General features: G+C 44.1%; 21 protein-coding genes, 2 pseudogenes and 1 riboswitch. Of the genes and pseudogenes, 3 read left to right on the top strand and 20 right to left on the bottom strand.

All coding sequences use genetic code 11. The annotated features are described in order from the left end of the window. Positions 1 to 222 precede the first annotated feature (222 nt). Positions 223 to 1063, top strand: a protein-coding gene (locus tag NYR52_RS07010; protein WP_375163144.1) for an IS5 family transposase whose coding sequence is annotated in 2 segments (ribosomal slippage) — positions 223 to 558 and positions 560 to 1063 — 840 coding nt in all. Because the reading frame shifts where the segments join, the coding sequence is not laid out codon by codon here. A gap of 71 nt (positions 1064 to 1134) precedes the next feature. Beyond that, positions 1135 to 1975 (top strand): annotated as a pseudogene (locus NYR52_RS07005) (IS5 family transposase). A gap of 223 nt (positions 1976 to 2198) precedes the next feature. On the opposite strand, the gene cdiI reads toward NYR52_RS07005, so the two are convergent. From cdiI to NYR52_RS06975, 6 genes are all read right to left on the bottom strand, one after another. Beyond that, positions 2199 to 2597 (bottom strand): ribonuclease toxin immunity protein CdiI, encoded by a 399-nt coding sequence (gene cdiI / locus NYR52_RS07000; protein ID WP_022739159.1) that lies wholly within the window; start codon positions 2595 to 2597, stop codon positions 2199 to 2201. A gap of 39 nt (positions 2598 to 2636) precedes the next feature. After that, positions 2637 to 3971: a CdiA family toxin C-terminal domain-containing protein gene (locus NYR52_RS06995; RefSeq protein WP_259436734.1), complete on the bottom strand. Its 1335-nt coding sequence runs from the start codon at positions 3969 to 3971 to the stop codon at positions 2637 to 2639. Positions 3972 to 4243: 272 nt separating this feature from the next. Then, positions 4244 to 4711, bottom strand: coding sequence for a hypothetical protein (locus NYR52_RS06990; RefSeq protein WP_259436571.1), 468 nt, complete (start codon positions 4709 to 4711; stop codon positions 4244 to 4246). Positions 4712 to 4785: 74 nt separating this feature from the next. Then, positions 4786 to 6054 (bottom strand): ParM/StbA family protein, encoded by a 1269-nt coding sequence (locus tag NYR52_RS06985; protein ID WP_259436570.1) that lies wholly within the window; start codon positions 6052 to 6054, stop codon positions 4786 to 4788. A 142-nt stretch (positions 6055 to 6196) separates the two neighbouring features. Then, entirely contained in the window at positions 6197 to 6484 is a 288-nt protein-coding gene (locus tag NYR52_RS06980; protein WP_259436569.1) for a helix-turn-helix domain-containing protein, read from the bottom strand. A gap of 235 nt (positions 6485 to 6719) precedes the next feature. After that, positions 6720 to 7172: a hypothetical protein gene (locus NYR52_RS06975; protein ID WP_106342817.1), complete on the bottom strand. Its 453-nt coding sequence runs from the start codon at positions 7170 to 7172 to the stop codon at positions 6720 to 6722. Positions 7173 to 7211: 39 nt separating this feature from the next. Between NYR52_RS06975 and NYR52_RS06970 the strand changes: the two genes are divergently transcribed. Next, the gene (locus NYR52_RS06970; protein WP_102992195.1) at positions 7212 to 7472 is read left to right on the top strand and encodes a hypothetical protein; all 261 of its coding nucleotides are present in this window, start codon (positions 7212 to 7214) and stop codon (positions 7470 to 7472) included. A gap of 325 nt (positions 7473 to 7797) precedes the next feature. On the opposite strand, the gene NYR52_RS06965 is transcribed toward NYR52_RS06970, so the two are convergent. The 14 genes and pseudogenes from NYR52_RS06965 to NYR52_RS06900 form a co-directional block, all read right to left on the bottom strand. Next, complete coding sequence (locus NYR52_RS06965) at positions 7798 to 8196, bottom strand: hypothetical protein (protein WP_022736249.1); 399 nt, start codon at positions 8194 to 8196, stop codon at positions 7798 to 7800. 45 nt (positions 8197 to 8241) lie between these two features. Next, positions 8242 to 9777 carry a cell wall-binding repeat-containing protein gene (locus NYR52_RS06960; RefSeq protein WP_158283226.1) on the bottom strand — a complete coding sequence of 512 codons (1536 nt, stop codon included), beginning with the start codon at positions 9775 to 9777 and terminating at the stop codon, positions 8242 to 8244. A 16-nt stretch (positions 9778 to 9793) separates the two neighbouring features. After that, the gene (locus NYR52_RS06955) at positions 9794 to 11155 is read right to left on the bottom strand and encodes a DUF3238 domain-containing protein (protein ID WP_022736247.1); all 1362 of its coding nucleotides are present in this window, start codon (positions 11153 to 11155) and stop codon (positions 9794 to 9796) included. Between the two features lie 189 nt (positions 11156 to 11344). After that, positions 11345 to 12043 carry a hypothetical protein gene (locus NYR52_RS06950; RefSeq protein WP_022736246.1) on the bottom strand — a complete coding sequence of 233 codons (699 nt, stop codon included), beginning with the start codon at positions 12041 to 12043 and terminating at the stop codon, positions 11345 to 11347. Between the two features lie 89 nt (positions 12044 to 12132). Continuing rightward, positions 12133 to 12240: pseudogene (locus NYR52_RS06945) on the bottom strand (sporulation protein YtfJ); the annotation flags it as partial. Further along, the gene (locus tag NYR52_RS06940) at positions 12241 to 12897 is read right to left on the bottom strand and encodes a DUF2953 domain-containing protein (protein ID WP_022736244.1); all 657 of its coding nucleotides are present in this window, start codon (positions 12895 to 12897) and stop codon (positions 12241 to 12243) included. A gap of 99 nt (positions 12898 to 12996) precedes the next feature. After that, positions 12997 to 13482 (bottom strand): PTS sugar transporter subunit IIA, encoded by a 486-nt coding sequence (locus NYR52_RS06935; protein WP_022736243.1) that lies wholly within the window; start codon positions 13480 to 13482, stop codon positions 12997 to 12999. Positions 13483 to 13905: 423 nt separating this feature from the next. Beyond that, on the bottom strand, positions 13906 to 14538 hold the full coding sequence (gene scpB / locus NYR52_RS06930; RefSeq protein WP_054095492.1) for an SMC-Scp complex subunit ScpB: 633 nt from the start codon (positions 14536 to 14538) through the stop codon (positions 13906 to 13908). Between the two features lie 8 nt (positions 14539 to 14546). Continuing rightward, positions 14547 to 15311, bottom strand: coding sequence for a segregation and condensation protein A (locus tag NYR52_RS06925; RefSeq protein ID WP_106342822.1), 765 nt, complete (start codon positions 15309 to 15311; stop codon positions 14547 to 14549). A 17-nt stretch (positions 15312 to 15328) separates the two neighbouring features. Beyond that, positions 15329 to 15799 carry a 6,7-dimethyl-8-ribityllumazine synthase gene (gene ribH / locus NYR52_RS06920; RefSeq protein WP_106342823.1) on the bottom strand — a complete coding sequence of 157 codons (471 nt, stop codon included), beginning with the start codon at positions 15797 to 15799 and terminating at the stop codon, positions 15329 to 15331. Positions 15800 to 15820: 21 nt separating this feature from the next. Further along, entirely contained in the window at positions 15821 to 17014 is a 1194-nt protein-coding gene (locus NYR52_RS06915; protein WP_259436568.1) for a bifunctional 3,4-dihydroxy-2-butanone-4-phosphate synthase/GTP cyclohydrolase II, read from the bottom strand. A gap of 17 nt (positions 17015 to 17031) precedes the next feature. After that, positions 17032 to 17685 carry a riboflavin synthase gene (gene ribE / locus NYR52_RS06910; protein WP_106342825.1) on the bottom strand — a complete coding sequence of 218 codons (654 nt, stop codon included), beginning with the start codon at positions 17683 to 17685 and terminating at the stop codon, positions 17032 to 17034. Between the two features lie 18 nt (positions 17686 to 17703). Then, a complete protein-coding gene (ribD, locus tag NYR52_RS06905) occupies positions 17704 to 18795 on the bottom strand; it encodes a bifunctional diaminohydroxyphosphoribosylaminopyrimidine deaminase/5-amino-6-(5-phosphoribosylamino)uracil reductase RibD (protein WP_259436567.1) in 1092 nt (363 codons plus the stop codon). 169 nt (positions 18796 to 18964) lie between these two features. Then, positions 18965 to 19103, bottom strand: a riboswitch (FMN riboswitch). Positions 19104 to 19361: 258 nt separating this feature from the next. Beyond that, positions 19362 to 20324: a COX15/CtaA family protein gene (locus tag NYR52_RS06900; RefSeq protein WP_259436566.1), complete on the bottom strand. Its 963-nt coding sequence runs from the start codon at positions 20322 to 20324 to the stop codon at positions 19362 to 19364. Positions 20325 to 20482 lie beyond the last annotated feature (158 nt).

Below are 20482 nucleotides of genomic sequence, written 5' to 3'. Positions count from 1 at the left end.
TATAACCTGTTATACCCGATGGAATATAAATAACTTTGTACATACATCGCCATCCGTATTAAAATAACAGATAATTTTCAGGATAAATACTTTTGCAGTTTTAAGCCTCAATTAACCCTTTGGTATCCAAAGGGTTTGGTGACCTCCCTAGGGCGTGTCTGGTGAATCCATCATGATTTCCTGTTAGAATGTTCATAACAACAAAAGCAAGGAGACATCATGATGAGACGGCGTTATGAGATTACAGATGAGGCTTGGGAAAAGATCGAGCCTTTATTGCCTTCGAATGGGAAACGAGGCGGACAGTGGAAAGACCACCGAACCATTTTGAACGGAATCCTGTGGAAGTTTGGGACGGGAGCTCCCTGGCGGGATCTGCCTGCACGTTATGGTTCTTGGAAAACTTGCTACTATCGTTTTACACGTTGGCAAAAGGATGGGACGTGGGATCGCTTGCTTAAGCATGTTCAGACTTACTCCCACGCCGTTTCCGATGTCGATTGGGTTGTTTTCGTTGACAGCACGATTGTCCGAGCTCATCAGCACGCCGCAGGCGCGCCGAAAAAAGGGGGACCCTCGCTTCCAGAATGAGGCACTCGGACGAAGCCGCGGAGGTCTGACGACCAAAATCCATCTTGCTTGTGACGGAAAAGGTCGACCGCTTGCTTTTACAATCACTCCCGGTCAACAGCATGACTGTACCCAATTACAAGCATTACTCGATTCCATTTCCGTTCCCTGTTTGGGAAAAGGAAGGCCTCGCAAGAGGCCGGATCATCTGATTGCCGATCGCGGCTACAGTTATCCGTCTTGTCGTCGATTTCTTCAAAAACGTGGGATTTCCCATACCATCCCCGAACGCAGAGATCAGGCGGAGCGTCGGGCCAAAAAGCCGGGGCGTCCTCTGACCTTCAACAAAGAACAATATTCACGCCGAAACGTGATTGAACGCTGTATTAACCGCCTGAAGCAATGGCGTGGCTTCGCCACTCGTTATGAAAAACGGGCGGTTTATTTTTGTGCCGCCATTACCTTGATTTCCTTGATCATGTGGCTCAATTAGGGCGTGTCTGGTGAATCCATCATGATTTCCTGTTAGAATGTTCATAACAACAAAAGCAAGGAGACATCATGATGAGACGGCGTTATGAGATTACAGATGAGGCTTGGGAAAAGATCGAGCCTTTATTGCCTTCGAATGGGAAACGAGGCGGACAGTGGAAAGACCACCGAACCATTTTGAACGGAATCCTGTGGAAGTTTGGGACGGGAGCTCCCTGGCGGGATCTGCCTGCACGTTATGGTTCTTGGAAAACTTGCTACTATCGTTTTACACGTTGGCAAAAGGATGGGACGTGGGATCGCTTGCTTAAGCATGTTCAGACTTACTCCCACGCCGTTTCCGATGTCGATTGGGTTGTTTTCGTTGACAGCACGATTGTCCGAGCTCATCAGCACGCCGCAGGCGCGCCGAAAAAAGGGGGACCCTCGCTTCCAGAATGAGGCACTCGGACGAAGCCGCGGAGGTCTGACGACCAAAATCCATCTTGCTTGTGACGGAAAAGGTCGACCGCTTGCTTTTACAATCACTCCCGGTCAACAGCATGACTGTACCCAATTACAAGCATTACTCGATTCCATTTCCGTTCCCTGTTAGGGAAAAGGAAGGCCTCGCAAGAGGCCGGATCATCTGATTGCCGATCGCGGCTACAGTTATCCGTCTTGTCGTCGATTTCTTCAAAAACGTGGGATTTCCCATACCATCCCCGAACGCAGAGATCAGACGGAGCGTCGGGCCAAAAAGCCGGGGCGTCCTCTGACCTTCAACAAAGAACAATATTCACGCCGAAACGTGATTGGACGCTGTATTAACCGCCTGAAGCAATGGCGTGGCTTCGCCACTCGTTATGAAAAACGGGCGGTTTATTTTTGTGCCGCCATTACCTTGATTTCCTTGATCATGTGGCTCAATTAATCATTCACCAGACACGCCCTAATCATTCACCAGACACGCCCTAAAATTGAATCCAATTTCGAATTAGAATAGCAACATACCCGTACAAGTATTACATTCTATTTGACCATATTGAGCCCACTTTGGAATTAAGCAACAAAAATCCTTTGATTCAGTCAGAGGATTTTTGTTATGGATAATATTCGGATGAAATTCCGAGAAACGCACTATTGGCACCGCTACGTTATGTGTTTATATCCAAACTCTCCTTAATTTCTCTTAACAGTTTGCAAACCTCTTCCTCATGCTCTGGATATTTTTTGATATATTCTTTACTGTGATCGATAAGGCAATTATAAAAATCCTTAAAACTCAAATAGCCCATTGTATCTTCTTCCGCCGCAGGATAATCTTTAATTAAAGATACTTCATCTTCTTTACAACGATATTCCTCCCATTCATCAAAATCATCACGAAATAGAATGCCAACACATTCTATTCCGAAACCTGATTTATCTTTAAAATTATTTAATGCATCAATAAAATAACCATCTCCAATATGCCAAAAATAATATTTCATAAAATCCTTTTTCTCTTTATCATCATAAAAGATTTTATATGTTTGCTCCTCATGATTGTACATACATTAAAACCTCCCTATTTCCCGATAATAACCAAGTTATTATTTAAACGTAGGGAAAAAATTTGTAATTTCCCCTTGATCATTTATATATCCTCTAAATTTCATCCCATTGGAACTATAGCCCTCTACTTCTCTCCCAGTAATCCTTTTCGCTTTGATACCTTCTTCCATCGCCTCTTTTCCCCATTGAATCATTTGAGCATCTGTATAAACATTAGGGTCATATACAGTTTTAGGAAATCGTATTGTCTTAAATTGACCAGAGGGAATTAGTTTTCCATCCGGACCATAAGTTAAGGATGGAATCTTGTATCGTACTTCATACAAGCCGGGAAAAGTAGGATGTTGCTGTTTACTAATTATTAAATCGCTCGGATCCATACCTGTTGTTTCCAATGTTTTATAGAAGTCATGCATATTATGTCCCCCGACAATCCCTTTTTTCCCTTTCCCTATTCCTTCTCCAACGGTAAAGTGAGTATCAAATCCACTTTTGAATTTTACTGTATTATTGTTACCATTCGAAGCAAACTTCTGTAACCAAACACCAAACGGTGTATCCCCAACAGTCTTTGGAAAAGCCCTCCCGTCCTTAAAAACAGAAACGGACGTTAATGGAATATCATTAATTTTGGACACAATGGTAGGAGCAACGAGTTTGCCTCCATATTGAGCAACCCCCATACAAGCAAAACCGATCGCGACACCTAATAACCCAACAAGCCCTGCTTTTTTCCAATCCACCTTTCCATCACGCATATAATCAAAAGAGGCACTGTCCGCCACTCCTGCTACACCACCTGAGCCAACGGACGGAAGCCATTTTCCTAGCCAAGGAGGAGCCAGTGTTGCAATTCTCCCCCCGATCAATCGAAATGCGAGCGCTCCGGCCCCCAATCCGACCAAACCAGCTAATGCACCAATTATCGCCTCTTGCGCAATACCGGGAACATCCTTATCAGCCATCCAAGCTCCAAATCCGCCAACCGCCATTCCCATCACGATCGAAATACCCACAAGGGGGTTGGTACTTAGAAAAAACAGACCCAGTCCCATACATAACAGCGCCAAAATCAAGGATAACTGCTGTTGTAGCCATTTTAGCAACTGATCAATAAAGCCGGTCGATTCTTGCACCGGGGCTTTGGGAATCTCCGCCTTCGGTACCTCAATCTTATTTTCCGGTATCTTCACTTTCGGTATCTCTATCGGGTCATTACTCGGAATCGTTGGTATTTCAATGCCTTCTGCAAGCAATATCTTCTCTGTTTTTGTGTCCAACCATGTATGAGGCTGCGCTAATGCTAGATGGGGGATATTTATATGTATGATTAATAGTATTAATAGAATAGTAGGTATCTTCCACTTTCCCATAGTCAATAATATTCCTCCTTCATCTTAAACAACCTTCACTTCTGGAAAAACTATTATAGGTTCAACAAGATGACACAAGCCAATCCACAGGCAATTACAATGATATATACCCTCATTATTGAACCTCATCTACTATATCCTCCTGTTTTAAAAATGCAAAGCTACTTCCATTGACTCATATATCCCCCCTCTATTACTGAAGATTACAATCATTTTACATGCTAATCCCCTCATCCTTATAAACAATGGGCAACGATGTCTAACTGACTTCATCAGTCATCATCATCATCCAGATGCTGCATGGCAAGATGCATGTATTCATTGGTTAAAAGCCATTGCTCTTCGTCCATCTGTTTCTCTTCCGTGACAACGGACGTATTCTTCGAATCAACGGGATGAACTGCCATCGATTCTGTCGCCTTCACCGTAGCAGAAACAAATGGCGGCGGCTCATTGCCCTCCGTAAAAAAGAACCATTTGGCAAATTGCATGAACTTGACCTTCAACACTTCGTTGGTTTCCAATTCGCGAATCTGCTCCTTAGACAATGGGGCATAGGGAATAAATAACCCGTATTGCTCCCGATTGAGCTCCACTTCGATTCCCAGCTGAATCAAACGCATCAAATCGGAACTTTTCGGCTGATGCTTCTCCAAATAGTCAAACACGTATTGCGGCGTTTTTTTATTTAATCGGGTGTTGGGTAATTGCGTACCCGGACCGTATTTCTTCTCAACCAATGGACTTCTCCCTCCCTACAACAAAAGACCCCTTCAGAGGTCTCTATTATAACCCGTTATATCATTCCTTTTCACTATGGCGCTTGAGGAGGAATAAGCACAATCTTGCGTTTTTTCCCGTGTTCACGATGGTAAACACCAATTTTGTGATACGCCTCCGCCAGGATCCAGAACGACTGATTGGGATCAAGAAAATAGATCACGTATTCGCCAGCCATCCCTTCCCCTCGGTTCAACTCCGACAAATACGGTCGGATCAGGTTGCTCGCACCCCCGATAAAGTATGCGGACTGGCAGTTGGAAACCTCACTCCACTTCCGCTTCATGTACTCATAAATGGTCTGCGCATACCTGCGCAAATGGCCATCGACAATATCTTGAATCTGCTTTGGTTTCCCTTGCACCAGAATATCTTTAACTTGGGTTGATAGCGGCGAACCTTTCCTTGAAGCCAGGATATGATCAGCCAACTGCTTTCTCGATTCAAAGGTGACATTGTATTTGGCATATATGCTGTCCAGAATAGAATCCAGCGTCTTGTTGATGCCCAGTTTCTGTTCCCCTTTGGACCGTTCGTTGTCCGTCTTCCCACCAGCCAAAATCACCGCACAATCCAGGGTGCCTCCTCCATTGTCCAAAATCATGTAGTTCCCTTCCGTCCCCGGTAGCGGTTTGTAGCCGCCAAAGGCATCCGTCGTCAGCTCCAGATTAGCTGCCTGCCCCTCCGAGCTTAACTTCACATCAAACACCTCAAGATGCACTTCAACGTGGCGATAGGGGGAAGCCGTTTCTAAAAACGTCACCTTATGCACACCACTTGTCATCTTCTGTTTAAATTGCTTGCGCAGCTCCTTGTTCTTAAACTCACTGATCGGCAATCCACCACTTAAGCAATATGTAGCTAAGCAAACGCCATTTTTCACCGCAAAATGCTTCACCGCATCGACTGCCAATGCCGTTAGAAACACGATGAATGACTGATCTTCGTTGGCTTTAATAGAGCCGGGGGAGATTTCTCTACGTTCATCCTGTTGCCTCGCGGCTAACTGGCCAACGGCGAGAGTTCCCCATTTCCTGTTCAGGGCCGGTGAATCAATTTTTACGCGCAGACCTTCTAGAATGTCATTCTCTTGCTCCAGCACATCATCGAATGGCATTTCGGCAATAACATTGGGAAAGACAAAGCGGGACTTTTCGCTACCAAAGATGCAGTTGACTTCGGTGTTCCCAATATCAATGGCAGCCGATCGGCCACGAAGGGTGATGACCGGACGACCATCTTGGCCGATAAACTGCTTTTCTATGGCTGGATGGCTTTGTGTTAAATATTGTGTAGTTTCCATTGCCTTGCTCCTTTCCGTTTTTTCTGACATCCATATTGTATTACCAAAAGTATTACTTTTCAATCATTTTGTATGACTTTTTGTATTACGCTTCGATTTTTTGTGTGAAATAAGAACAGGCTTGAAGTGGAAGCAACCCACCTCAAGCCTTCTCTTCTTGTTGATTCAATTTCACAATTGGCAGCAAATCATCCAGCGTGCACTCCAGCTCTATGCACAGTTTTAGGGCATGTCCCAACGGCAATTCTTCTATTTTCCCGTTTGCCATCTTATTGATGAAGGGATGGTTCACATCAATGATGCGTGCGATTTGGCGTTGGCTGTACCCTTTTTTCTCTAAAAGATCAGCCAGACGAAAAAGAAAAGTGTGATCTTTGTAGGGCTCAGGATAAATTTTTCCCGCAACTTCTTTTATGTATCGATATTCCATTGTCTAGCTCCTCTTCATAACATGTCAATCTTAAATTAACACATAAATGGTAGCGAAAGCCAGGATTGTGCCCCTTTTCTGAAAATGGTATTGTATATCTAAAATTAACATGGTAATATAAAGTTATCATCATGAATGGAGGTGATCACATGCGCTTTATCGCTGATCCACCTTGGAGCTAAATAAATAGTGCCTTACCGGATTTGGTAAGGCGTCCAACATTAGGGCCACAACCTTATGCTCTTGTATCGTTGGGCGGATACATGCTCAATTTGCGCCCATGATAGTCAATTTTTACTTCTGATGGAGAGATAGGCACTTGGGACCATAACCATGCAGCAATCGCTTTTGCGTCATTGTATCGCCCAAAGAAATACCGCCCTGCATATTCAAACATGGCCCCTTGGACTTCAAGGCTGTTATCTTCGCAAAAATCACAAAAAAATTCGACCGCAATGGGAGGAAAGCCGGAGACTAGACCAAGCTGGTAATGATACTCACGTGAGGGAATATCAACACCATTGATCTTAGCAGAAAACTCTCTGCACATCGCGATCGAACGAAAAAAAACGATGGCTTTTGGGAGTTCTACGTGAGGGTACCGCTTTAGCCAAAAGATTTCCGGATGTGTTCTGGAAACAATTAATGCCGGTTTCAAGCCTGCTATAAAGGCATCGATGTCCGTCACATGATCACAACCATTCATTTTTTAATTGGAGGGAGTTACATGTTTAAACCATGGCTACATCGCCGTTTCGTACTTAATCCATTCTCGGTGGTTGCGTTGAATGGTGGTTTGGGTGAAAGCGTTTCATTCTTCTGGGGATCAAGCAATGACGACCAAGATGAAGACGGCGGTCGAGTCATCTACCGCTGGAAGTGCAGATTTTGCTGGGAAGAATACAAAGACACGAACAACGACGGCCACGCTCCCGATTGCGAAGTGTGCCATAACAAGATGAAATTTTATGAGAAGATGTATACCTAATCATCTTCAACGGCAAACGAAAAGACCCCTTCCTGGTTGGAGGGAAGGAGCTTCAATTGGTCATGATTAAGGTAGGACGAGCGAAATCGTCCTTATTTATTTTCTCTAAAGGTTACCTACTGATTTTCAATCCATTATGGATTCAGCTAAAAACTGTATGTGAACTTCAGCCATTTTAAGTATTTTCATTAAAACAAAAAAAACAAAACGATCTGTGAACCGTAATGGTGCAAAAATGCCAGGAGGTTCACGGACCATTAATATAAAAAAGCCCAGCAAATTGCTAGGCTATCAACTTTGATTAATCTTCCCACAAAAAAGTACACTAATTTTTATTTATAAACATTGCATTCAACTCATCAATTAAAAAATATACAATCGCAATTATTGTAGTGAAAATATAAAATTGTTCCAGATCATTTTGACCAATTGAAATAATAGCACTTCCAATCAAACCAGAAATAACATAGAGAATAAACTTAACAATATACCTTGTAACACCTTTTATTTTTTTAGTTATAAAATCAAAAAATATTGATACCATTAATCCATAACCAAAAATACCAATAAAAGAAAAAAAACTTGCAATGGCTAAAAAAAACATAAATTCACTCGTCGTAGATTCAATAATTACATAAGAATAACCTAATAAAAACAAAATCCAAGTGAACAATGCACTTAATAACTTTCGGTATATTTTATTATTTGTTAATGATAACTTCATTTTAACCCGCTCTTTTCTTATAAAGCCTGGCTATGCCAGGCTTTTTTATTGTATATATGGATAAAGCTTATTAATTGTATCATTTGAAACTGAACCTGTACCTCCTAAAATATAAAAATTATTAATATCTAGACTGTACTTTTCAAAGTAACGCAGTGTTTCAATAGGAGTGGAAGTTGGAGTTGCTAGAAGTAGAGGTCCCTTAGATAAGGCTGAAAGAACCCCGCCAGTCAATGCATCAGGAAAATCCATTCCGTTTGCCACTGTAATTGTATTTGGGATTATATTAAATGCATTGGCTGCATTTTCAGCAACTTCAAACCTATTTGATCCACTAATTCTAGATACAGTACCATATGTTTTCAATTGATTCTCGACAGTTGAACTTACAGAACCACCAGATATAACAAAATGATTAATTTGCGGATTATTGGCTAAAAATGTTTTTACTTCTGCTGACAAATTACTAGAATTAGTAGTAAGTAGTGGTATTTGTAATTGACCAGCAATTGATGCAACAGACAAAGCGTCAGGAAAACTTTCACCTGAAGCAATAAAAGCAGTATCAGTATCTTGTGTTATAATTTTTTTAGCAATATTAGTTGCTACCTCATATCTATTGGTTCCAGTTATTCTCTCAATAGAAGTTACTCCTAAAGCTCTTAACTCATCCTCAGTTGAAACTGCTACAGAACCTTCCCCCCCCAAGATTATAGCTTTGTTTGATTTAAGTCTTTCAATTTCAGTCTTCACTTCACTAGGAATACCATTTGTAGCTGAAGTAAGTAAAATGGGAGCTTTTTCTTTAGCAGCTATAGTCACTCCTGATAATGCGTCAGCAAATGCACTATCATTACTTAAAATTATTGTCTTATCTACTTCTTCTAAACCTCTAAATTCATCAATTTCCTTACTTATATTTGCAGACACAGCATAACGATTAGTACCATCTAACCTTTTATATCCTGGCGCTATAACTTGATGTGATTCAAACACCATATTACCGTTAGAGTTTACTGCTTTAAAATTGATTGTACTTAAACCATACTTTAGATTAACTGTTTTTGTAAAATTCCCTGCTAAACTATAGTTAACCTTATTGACAGAGACACTTGCTTGGGTTCCGTTTGTACTACCTGTTAAATTTATAGTTGAAGTACCCTTACTTAATCTTACTAAGCTACCTGTTGGGTTTGTTACATTTAATGTAGGTAATGAATTATCTGGAGTTCCTAAAAATTGGATACCACTTAATTTAAAACTATATTTACCTGTGTTAGTGTCATCTGAGTTAACCTTGAACAAATATGTACCTGCAGGTAAAACATCACCACTCACATATTCAGTTTTCGAATCCTCTGAGACTAACTGATATGTTATTAATGAGCTTGATGTCCCAAGATCTTCAATGTTAACCATCCCTTCTGAAGAGGTAGCAAATTTGTATACATGTAATTTTTTACCGTCAATAGAGCCTGAGTAAGTTATGAACGAAGTTTCCGCAGAAACTTTTGTATTCGGAAAAATAAGGGCTATCAGCATTAAACACAACAATATAAATCTAACGGTTCTGTTATTCAAATTATTCATCCTTTCATTATGGAGCATAACTCCAATTAACTGATGGATATACAGATATTAACTTATGAAGACCTTGATTTGGATAGGTATGAATTTTAGTATCTGCATCCCCAGGATACGCGATCATCCATAATTCATGCGAAGGCGCCTGGTCATGTTGTCCTAAAGCAGTTACAGCCCCGTTTTCGTAAACTTTAGCATTATAATAATAATCTACAGCAGGCGCCCCACTAATTGGTTCTACTAAAGGATCAAAGACTGAATGTGTCAATCCTACTTTTGCGTATCTTCCACCAGAATCAGAACCAAAAGATCTAGCTGTTAACCTTACATTCGATAAATTAGCTTTCTTTTTATAAGCTACATTCCCAAACCAATCATATGCAACAGTATAATTAGCATCCTTTTTAATAATAATCTTTGACTTATCAAATAAAATATACACATCGGCACGTGTTCTATATCGATTACTAAACCAATCATAACCAGTTCTTGTATCACCTGTGAATTTTGGCCATTTATAAGCCGACAGCGAAGGATTAAGTACTTTTACAGCTGGAATGAAAATTTGGTATCTTAACAAATGACCGTATCCTAAAATTGTATTAGAAGCAGAACTAGTACTAATGGTTTTCTGTTTATTAGATTTAACTGTATAGTCTCCATTAGTAGTAACCTCTTTAGTCAGAGTATTTGATACATAATATAAGTTCTCTTCATCTTTTTTAGTTATAGGTACTTTCATTTGTTTTAGTTTAGCTTTTTTTCTTTTTTTCTCTTGCTCACTAATCTTTGTTTTCCCGATAATTTCATAAATGTACTTTTTATTAGCCGTTACACTATTATCTACATATTCAGTGCCTTTAACTTCACCAATTATTTTTTTATCCCTATATACTTCATAAGTTTGATCATCATCAGGAACTCCAGACCAGCTTAATTTCACTTCATTTTTCCTAATAATTGTAATCAGATTGGAATCTTTTAGAGGATTATCTTTATATTGTTTTTTATCTTCTTCTGAACGTAATGTTGAGGTTTCAATCACTGCTTCATCGACAATCTTATCCCCATCATAAGCTTTAATTTTTAATCTTTGAGGAGTATCACTTCCCAAATTAGATAGTTGAACATCATTTTTTTTCGAAGCTTTGAACAAACCGGTTTGTACATTTAACTGCTTATAAATTTTTTCGTCTTTAAACACTTTAATTGTATTCCCCACCGAATTAAAACTCACATCAACACTATTATTAGTTGATTCAACCCTAATATCCAACTTTTCATTTGCTGATCCTAATTGTGTTGACAGTAAAACACCAGTAATTGTAATAGGCATAATAGATAATAATAATAATTTCTTAGTGTTTTTCTTCAACCAATTTACCTCCTAAAATACTATTTTTTAAAATGTTATTATAAAATATCATAAAAGATGTTTATTTACCATTACTTTTTTGAAAATAGAGGGGAACTTTATAAAGTATATACCCTATAGAAAAGAGGTGACCCTGCAATTGGTTACCCCTTTTCTTCTAATGAAATCAACTTAGTAAATAGTAAAGCATCACTCAGTATATCCCATCAGTTTCTTCAATCGTTGCATACGTAGTGTCACTCTGCGTTTGTTCCCACCGCACGCTTGGCATCGAACCCCTCTCCTGAAATCAGGCAAGCGAATATAAGAGACTCTTCCACAAGAACATTGGTACTTAAACGGTTTGAGCATTCCCTCATACTGGCTTAAGAGCTTGCAGCCTTCCTTATTCAATTCCAACTCTACTTGTTCTTGTGTCAATCTTGAATCTTCGATCCAGCACTGTTTGCACCTTTTTCCTGAATCAAACTGATTCCATGATGTTGACCACGCATGACCTCTAGGACAAATCACAGGCACTTTGGTTTGGTTGTTGATGTAGTGGTCAGTTTGAATCGTGTAACCTTCCGCTTCCAGTGCCGTTTTAAACTTTGCAAACATTTCCGCGCGGTGCTCTTCGCGGGGTTTGTTTTTGCGAGTTGGCTTTTTGGTTTTAGCGGCTTTTTGTATGCCCATTTCATAGCACTGCCGGCATCTTTTTCCCTGTCGGATGTTGTCCCAAGTGGCTCGCCACTCATGCCCGTGGGGGCATTGCATCTCCAACTTCGTGCGATTGTTGACATACTCCGGCGATTTTACAATATATCCTTCTTGCGCCAATAGCGATTTAATCTCTTCTAACTTCCGTTCACGAAACGCCTGATCATATTTCCCTGTTTTCTTTGGCATGTTGTTTCTCCCCTCGTGCTGTCTTTAAAATACAGGATTTAAGGGGCCTAGTACAGCTTTGCTTCTTGGTATCGTTTGTGAACTACCTATCCTTCATTCGTTTCTACTGGATCGCCAATAATTGTATTGACATCGACCATGTCGCGAATGTTTTCCATAGCGGTTTTCATTAAGTTTTGAATTGGATGCTCAGACATTTAGCGTACTCTTCCTTTCCGCATATGAACTAGTAATCTTTTAATGGCAATGATAGCATGCCCGATCCTAAAACGGATTATGCCATTGACATGCGTATCCCACACCTTCGCATGGAATTCGGGGTCGACTGTGATCTGCGGCTGATGCCGACACTTGACCCTTGAACAGAACCACCCGATGAGGGTCGATTTGATGGCCCACGCCATCCCGGTCAAAATGCCTGCTTCTGCCGCATCCCCCGTACCGATACGCGACTTCCAAACCAGTTTTTCGCAGGTAATTTTGGTCAAAAACCAACGAAGAATTTGGTGAAAACCTGATACATTTCGCACCATCTCTTTGTACGCGCTGTTTAATCTCTTCAAAAGGCGTTTGTTTACCTTCACTTCGGAATTTTGTTGCTCCGCACTCCCATTTCCGATCATCTTGTACATGCTGGATCGGGTATTTACTTTTACCCCTTGATCCAAGCCTTTCCACTGTATTTGCGGAATGGCAATGCGATACCGAATCAAGCCCCGCCATGCGGTAAGGATGATTTCGCCCCGATCATTTCCTTGTTCGCGTTTATACACCAATTCAACACGGAGTGCGGTAAACCAGATGATGACCAATAATGCAATCAACAAGCCCAAAACAAGCAGCCCAAGAAACAACAACCCCACCACCTGCCATTATTCGGTATTTTTTGCAGGAAAGTGGGGATGTATACACTGCATCGCGCAATTTCCACGGACCCGGCCGCGAAATCCAGATCAAGCGGAACCCGGAAAACGCGGATAACCGCTGATTTCCACATCATTGGAATATTGCCGAATGATTTCTAAGATCTCATCCGCTTCATCGGCTTGAATGATTTTTTGGATGTTTTCTTCCCGTGACAACAAGTTAGACAACTCTGCCAATGCTTTTAAATGGGAATGATTATCGACTGCAGCCAATACGATGATCAAATGCACCTCTTTGCCCCTGTCAAAAGAAACACTCTCTTTCAGGCGCAACAAACTCATCGACAACTGGTTAACCCCTGATCCAGGCCTGGCATGAGTAATCGCCACATGTGGTGTCAACACGACATAGGGGCCCCATTGCTCTATGATTTTAATCATTGCTTGGATATAGTGTTCTTCAATATATTTCAACTGGAGTAACGGAAGAGACGCGATCCGCACCGCCTCTTTCCAATGGGATACGAAATCTTTGAGCACGATGGTTTCTCTGGTGATCAATTGATGTAACAAATTAAAAGCTCCTTTCCGCTACATTCTCAAAAAGAATTAAAAAATATTTTGCTGTATATTTTTATTTATCAAAAGAATTATTTTATGTTAATGCAATAAATATCAACTAAATATGTTGCTAAAGTATATATTTACACCATTGATCTCCGTACATCAATTTACTTAAATATTCTATCAATTGGTCGTTTTCCCTGCTTGCTTTTCCAACGATCATTCCTTTCTTTTTTTATCATTTTTTATTCCGCCAATCCATTTCTTTATAAATGAAGATCTATAATATCACTCGCTTTTTATTATAAATCAACCATGTCATTTGCCAATCTTACAAAAAAAGAACAAATCTGTGTTCCCGCCATCCTTCTCATTTAAAACAAAAAAAAGTGCCCGAAGGCACTTTTTTAAACAAACGTTGAACGTTGCTATTCAACTTTCATGAACTGATTCTAACATAGGTTGCTCTTCTGCTTCCATCTCAGCGTCCGGTTGAATGACGTCGGTGTCCACGCCCAACCGCTCAAACAGGTCTTGCCGCTCTTGCTCCCATTCTTGCCAATCAAAAATGGAATCAGCGGGAGGAAGCTCATCAATATGGTTGAGTCCAAAATAATCCAGGAATTCACGGGAAGTCCCGTACAGAATGGGCCTGCCCGCTCCTTCCGCTCGGCCCACTTCGCGAATCAACCCTTTTCTTTGCAACACCTGAACCACCCGATCACTTTTCACCCCGCGAATCTCTTCAATCTCCGCGCGCATGATCGGTTGGCGGTAGGCGATGATAGCCAGCGTTTCCAACGCCGCCCGCGACAATTGTGACCGATTGGGGGCTTGCGCCAATTTTTCAAAATAAGCAGCATGTTCGGGCAATGTAGTCATTTGGTATACTTGTGCCACTTTCATGATTTGCACGCCCCGCTGTTGCTCTTTCCAATCCACTCGCATGTCGTGGATGAGCAATTCCACATCCTTTTTGGACATTCCAGTCACATCCGCAATTTCTTTCAAGCTGAGACCGTCTTCCCCCGCAGCAAAGAGAAGTCCTTCAATAACGGCTTTCATCTCTTGGCTCACGTTTGGCTTCCCCCCACTTCTAACCGCTCAATCAAGATTTCCCCAAACAGCGAATGCTGCCGGCAGATGATTTTTTTCATTTTCATCAATTCTAGTAAAGCCAAAAAGGTAGTGATCACTCGCTCTTTCGTCAACGTGTCCCACTTTAACATCTTCGTAAAGAAAAGTTGCCCCTGTTCCAACAGTTCATTATATATTTCATCCATGCGGGCACTGACGGAAATCTCCTCCCGAGCTACTTTGGTCATCGGCTCGGGAGGTTTGCGATTTTTGAGGGCATCGACAAACGCTTGCAACAGATCATCCGGAGTAAGGCCTTCGACTGGGTTGGCTTCCTGCGTGTAAGAGGAAAGGTCCATCGCCGGTCGGGAATACACTTTGCTACGCTCTTCTTCCCGTTCTCGCAACACTTCGCCCAACCGCTTGTACCGCTTATACTCCAACAAACGCTCCACCAATTCCGTCCGCGGGTCTACCATCCATTCCTCTTCATCGTAAGTGAAATCTTCTTCCAACACTTCTTCTTGCCGCGGCAAGAGCATCCGGCTTTTGATCGCCAGCAACGTGGCCGCCATCACTAAAAACTCACTGGCTACCTCCAATTCAAGCTCTTGCGCTTCATACAAGACCTGCATGTACTGTTCTGTAATCTGCGCGATGGGAACTTGATAAATATCAACTTCCGCTTTTTCAATGAGATGTAGCAACAAATCCAATGGCCCTTCAAATAGGTCCAGCTTGATTTTTACATCATGCGCCATGCCTTTTCCTCTTTCTGTTAGCCGTTGATTTGCCGCATCAGATTGGCCATTTCGATCGCGCTGACGGCCGCTTCCGCTCCTTTGTTCCCCGCTTTGGTTCCGGCCCGCTCAATAGCTTGTTCAATCGTCTCCGTCGTCACTACCCCAAACACGACCGGAAGTTGGTGACGCTGGCTTACTTGTGACACACCTTTGGAGACTTCGTTGCACACATAATCATAATGGCTGGTCGCCCCCCGGATAACACAGCCCAGCGTGATGATGGCGTCATACCGATGGGTTGCCGCCATTTGGTCAGCGATCAACGGGATTTCAAATGCGCCCGGCACCCAGGCCACGGAGATCTGTTCATCCTCCGCCCCGTGGCGCTTCAATGTGTCGATGGCACCTTCCAACAGTTTAGCAGTGATAAAGTCATTGAAGCGGCTGACAACAATGCCAAATCTTAACCCTTGGGCAACCAACTTTCCTTCATATACGTGTGGCATCTTACCATTCCTCCTCAGCATTCACAAGGGCAACAAGTGTCCCATTTTCTCTTTTTTAGTCATCATGTAATTGCGGTTTTCTTTCCGAGGTGGAAAAACGATTGGCACCACTTCGGACACTTCCAGGCCGTAACCTTTCAAACCTGTGATTTTGCGGGGATTGTTGGTCATCAGACGCATACGCCGGACGCCCAAATCGCGCAAGATTTGCGCCCCAATGCCATATTCCCGCAGATCCGGTTGGAATCCAAGCTTCACATTGGCTTCCACGGTGTCCAACCCTTCCTCCTGCAACTTATACGCTTTGAGCTTGTTGATAAGGCCAATGCCGCGTCCTTCTTGGCGCATGTACAGCAGGACGCCTTTGCCTTCTTCGGCGATTCGGTGGAGTGCGGCGTGTAGCTGCGGCCCGCAATCGCACCGATGCGAACCAAACACATCCCCGGTCAAACATTCAGAGTGCACCCGCACCAAGGTCGGCTCCTCCGGGTCAAGCTCTCCCTTGACAAAAGCGACATGCTCCTTGCCATCCACCTCGTTGGTGTACCCAACCACCGTGAACTCGCCAAACTCCGTCGGCAAGTGGATCGACACTTCCCGCTTGATCAGCGTCTCTGTGCGACGGCGATATTTGATCAACTCTTGGATGGTGATCATCTTCAGCCCAAACCGCTGGGCGATTTCCGACAACTCGGGCACACGAGCCATGGTGCCGTCTTCGTTGATAACTTCACAAATCACTCCCGCAGGATAGGCGCCGCACAATTTAGCCAAGTCCACCGCCGCTTCCGTATGTCCCGCCCGTCTCAACACGCCTCCTGGACGTGCGACCAGTGGGAAAATGTGGCCCGGCCTACGAAAATGTTGCGGTTTAGCGTCAGGATCGATCAGTTGGCGGATCGTGTCGGCCCGTTCAAAGGCGGAGATGCCCGTCGTCGTATTGTGTGCATCCACCGAAACCGTAAACGCGGTGCCATGCCGGTCGGTGTTGTGCGTAACCATAGGCGGCAAATCCAACGCTTGCGCCCGCTCTTCCAACAATGGAACGCACACCAAGCCGCGACCATGCGTGATCATGAAATTGACCGTCTCCGGCTTGATCCGATCGGCTAACGCCACAAAATCCCCTTCATTTTCCCTATCTTCGTCATCAACTACGATAATGACCCGGCCTTGTTTCAATTCAACCAGCGCTTCTTCAATCGTGTGAAACATGTTCGCTTCCCCCTTTGTCAACCGAGAAACCCGGCTTCCTTTAGTCTGTCCAATGACAAGCCATCCGGCGCGGCAGCAGCAGGTTTGCCTTTTACCCATTTAGCCAAATACTTGCCGATCATGTCGCACTCGATGTTAACCTGATCGCCCGGTTTCCCTTGTTGCAACTGGGTATGGTGCAATGTGTGCGGGATGATCGAAACAGTAAACGCATTCGCTTCCACATCGACCAACGTCAGGCTGATCCCATTGACCGCAATCGAGCCTTTGGGAATCATGTAATCGGTGAGAGCGGGGTCCACTTGAATGCGAAAGACCACTGCATTGGCCATGGGCGTAATCGATTGAATCACGCCCACCCCGTCAACGTGCCCTTGCACGAAGTGGCCTCCCAATCGGTCTCCTACTGCCAGCGCCCGTTCCAGATTGACCGGGGTTCCAGTCTGCAACTGACTCAGGTTGGTTCGTTTGACGGTTTCCGGCATCACATCAGCACAGAAAGTGTCCGCGCTCATACGGGTCACTGTCAAACAAACGCCGTTCACGGCGATGCTGTCCCCCAGCTCAGTCCCTTGGAGCACGCGGTCGGCCTGAATGGTCAACTCCATCGCCGCCGGTTGCTTCTTCACATGTATCACTCGGCCCACTTCTTCAATGATTCCTGTAAACACAGCCATCCTCCTCCGACATCATGCATGAAGATAACCTGTGACGCAGATGTCTTGGTCAAATTGCGCGACACGCACATCCCGAAGCGAAAGAGATGATTGCATAAGGGAAGGATTTTCCCCCTCAAAGGAAGTGGGGCTATCCTGGCCGCCCAACAATTTTGGCGCGATAAACGCAACCACTTTTTGCACCAATCCTTGCCGTAAAAATGCGGCGTTGACCGTGCCGCCACCTTCGATCATCAGCGACAAGATCCCTTCCTTCCCCAAAATATCAAGCATCTTTTCCAAATCAACTTGCGGCGCCGCACCTGTCGAAATGACGCGCACCCCCTTGGCGAGAAGGAGCTGTTCACGCTCCCGATCCCGTGCATCGGTTGTAAAAATCCAAGTTGGTGCTTCGTCAACCTTTGTAATGGCTGCATCCAACGGGGTTTGTAGGTGACTATCCAATACCACGCGCACAGGATGATTTCCGCCTGGAACCAGCCGAGCTGTCAATCGGGGATTATCGCATAGCACAGTCCGGATTCCCACCAAAATGGCATCATGCCGGTGTCGCATCACGTGCACATGTTCACGAGCAGCTTCGCCCGTAATCCAGCGGCTGTCTCCCGTCACGGTGGCGATTTTGCCATCCAAGGTCATCGCCGTCTTCAAAGTGACAAACGGCTTGCCCGTTCGGCGGTGGAAAAAATATGCTTCATTCAGCGCTTGGCATTCTGCCGCCAACACCCCTTCGATCACCTCGATTCCGGCCTCGCGAAGCCGGGCGATCCCCCGTCCCTGCACATTTTCATCCGGATCGGTCGTTCCGATCACCACACGCCGAACTCCCGCAGCGATCAACTTTTCCGTACATGGCGGTGTTCGACCAGTATGATTGCAGGGTTCCAATGTGACATAAATGGTGCTCCCTTCTGCTTCACGGCCAGCCATGTTGATTGCGTGCACCTCTGCATGTTCCGTTCCCGCTTTCAGATGAGAGCCCATTCCAACCATTTTGCCGTTTTTCACAACGACCGCGCCCACCATGGGATTAGGGGAAGTCTGGCCGGTTGCGGCTCCTGCCAAATCCAACGCCAATCTCATCCAATCTTCATGCGCTTTCACCTTTTCACCCCCCTTTTGAATAAAAAACCCCGCTTCCCAGTTTGCACAAGGAATCGGGGCAATTGTCAGAAAGAAGCAGGTTCATGTACGTATACAAAATTTAGCATAGCAAAATAAACCTTTAGAAGAGCTTTTTTTAAAAAACTCCCCAAAGGGTACACGACACCTGTTCATCCTTCTCCCATCCAGACTATACTGTCGGCTCCGGAATTTCACCGAATCCACCGCACGCGTGCGGGTCACGGGCTGAGGGGCCAAATTGCCCCATCACCGCCGGTCGGGATTTTCACCCTGCCCCGAAGGATGCAAAAAAACAGATTCAATTTTCCATTCTGAACGAGAAAAATCGTTCATATGTGATTGTATCAAAAAGAACGGCGACTGGCGAGATGCGAAAATAAATTTTTCCACTTCTTTGATTCTGACATCTCCCAATTACAATAGGCGTAGGCCAGCGGACCAAAACGATTTTCTCCTTCGCTTCTCTGGTTTCATACGGACAAATACAAAAAAACCGGTGCTCATGAACCCCGTTCATGAATACCGGTTTGTTCGCCAACCCTAACCTAATTCACCATCGGATTTGCAGGCAACTCCGCATCCTTCAAACTCCGTTTCCAAGGCCAACCGCCTTGCATGCAAAGGTAACTGATTACCGAGAAATAAACGGAAATGATCGTGGTGTGTACCAACGCCGCCACCAGCTGCCCACCGGTCTTAATCGTGATGATCCCGGTCAGCGCCTGCAACGTAATCAAGATAAACGCCATCCAACCGCCTCGCACAAAATCCTGTCGATCGCGAAACGCCTTCAAAATCCCTATCAAGAAAAGCAAACTGAAAAGCCACATAGAATATGCCCCATACCGGTGCAACATGTGAATTCCCGCTAACGAAGTAAGATCAGGTAACAAAGTCGTTCCGCAACCGGGGAACGAATACCCGCATCCCATTGTGGCATCAGCATGGCGTACCAGCGCCCCAGTGTAAACAATGACATACGTCCAAGCAGCCAATCCCCATGTGGCAATCTTCATCCCTTTGCTGATGGGTTGATCGTCTTTCACACTTGATTGTTTTGGCAACTGGAACAACGTCACTGTCAACAAAATTACACTGGCAAATGAGATCAGCGAAAAGCCGAAGTGCAGAGCAAGGGCAAATTTCTTGGCGAATTCGCCTTCAAACACAACCGTCAACGCCCCCAGCCCGCCTTGTAACACCACAAAAAAGAGACTCATAAAGCCCAACGTTTTGACGCGCAGATTGTCTTTGAACATTATCCAAGACCATACGGTCAAGATCAAAATCAGCAACCCGTCGATGCCCGAAACAACACGGTGGCTTAATTCAATCAGGGTGCTGATCGGCATCGACTCGGGGATCAATTGCCCATGGCAGAAAGGCCAAGAGTTCCCGCAACCTTTACCCGATTCTGTTTTGCTGACGATCGCGCCCATTAATAGCATGATATAAGCGCCAACCGAGGTGACCACCGCCAGCGCCAGTAAAAGTCGAAGCTGTTTCATGCGCATCCTCCTCCATCCACTCCACATCATAACACACTCTGTTCCATCCGCGAAAATCTTGTCAACGAATCGGCACAATCCGCTCACAATTTAGGTTGGTGTTGTCAAGTGGAAGAGGAGCTATCTTCAATGCAGTATGGTCGCAACCTGTAATTTCA

The sequence above is a fragment of the Laceyella sacchari genome (assembly GCF_024927925.1).
In the GTDB taxonomy this organism is placed as follows: Bacteria; Bacillota; Bacilli; order Thermoactinomycetales; family Thermoactinomycetaceae; genus Laceyella; species Laceyella sacchari.
This window is presented reverse-complemented; position numbering and strand designations above follow the sequence as displayed.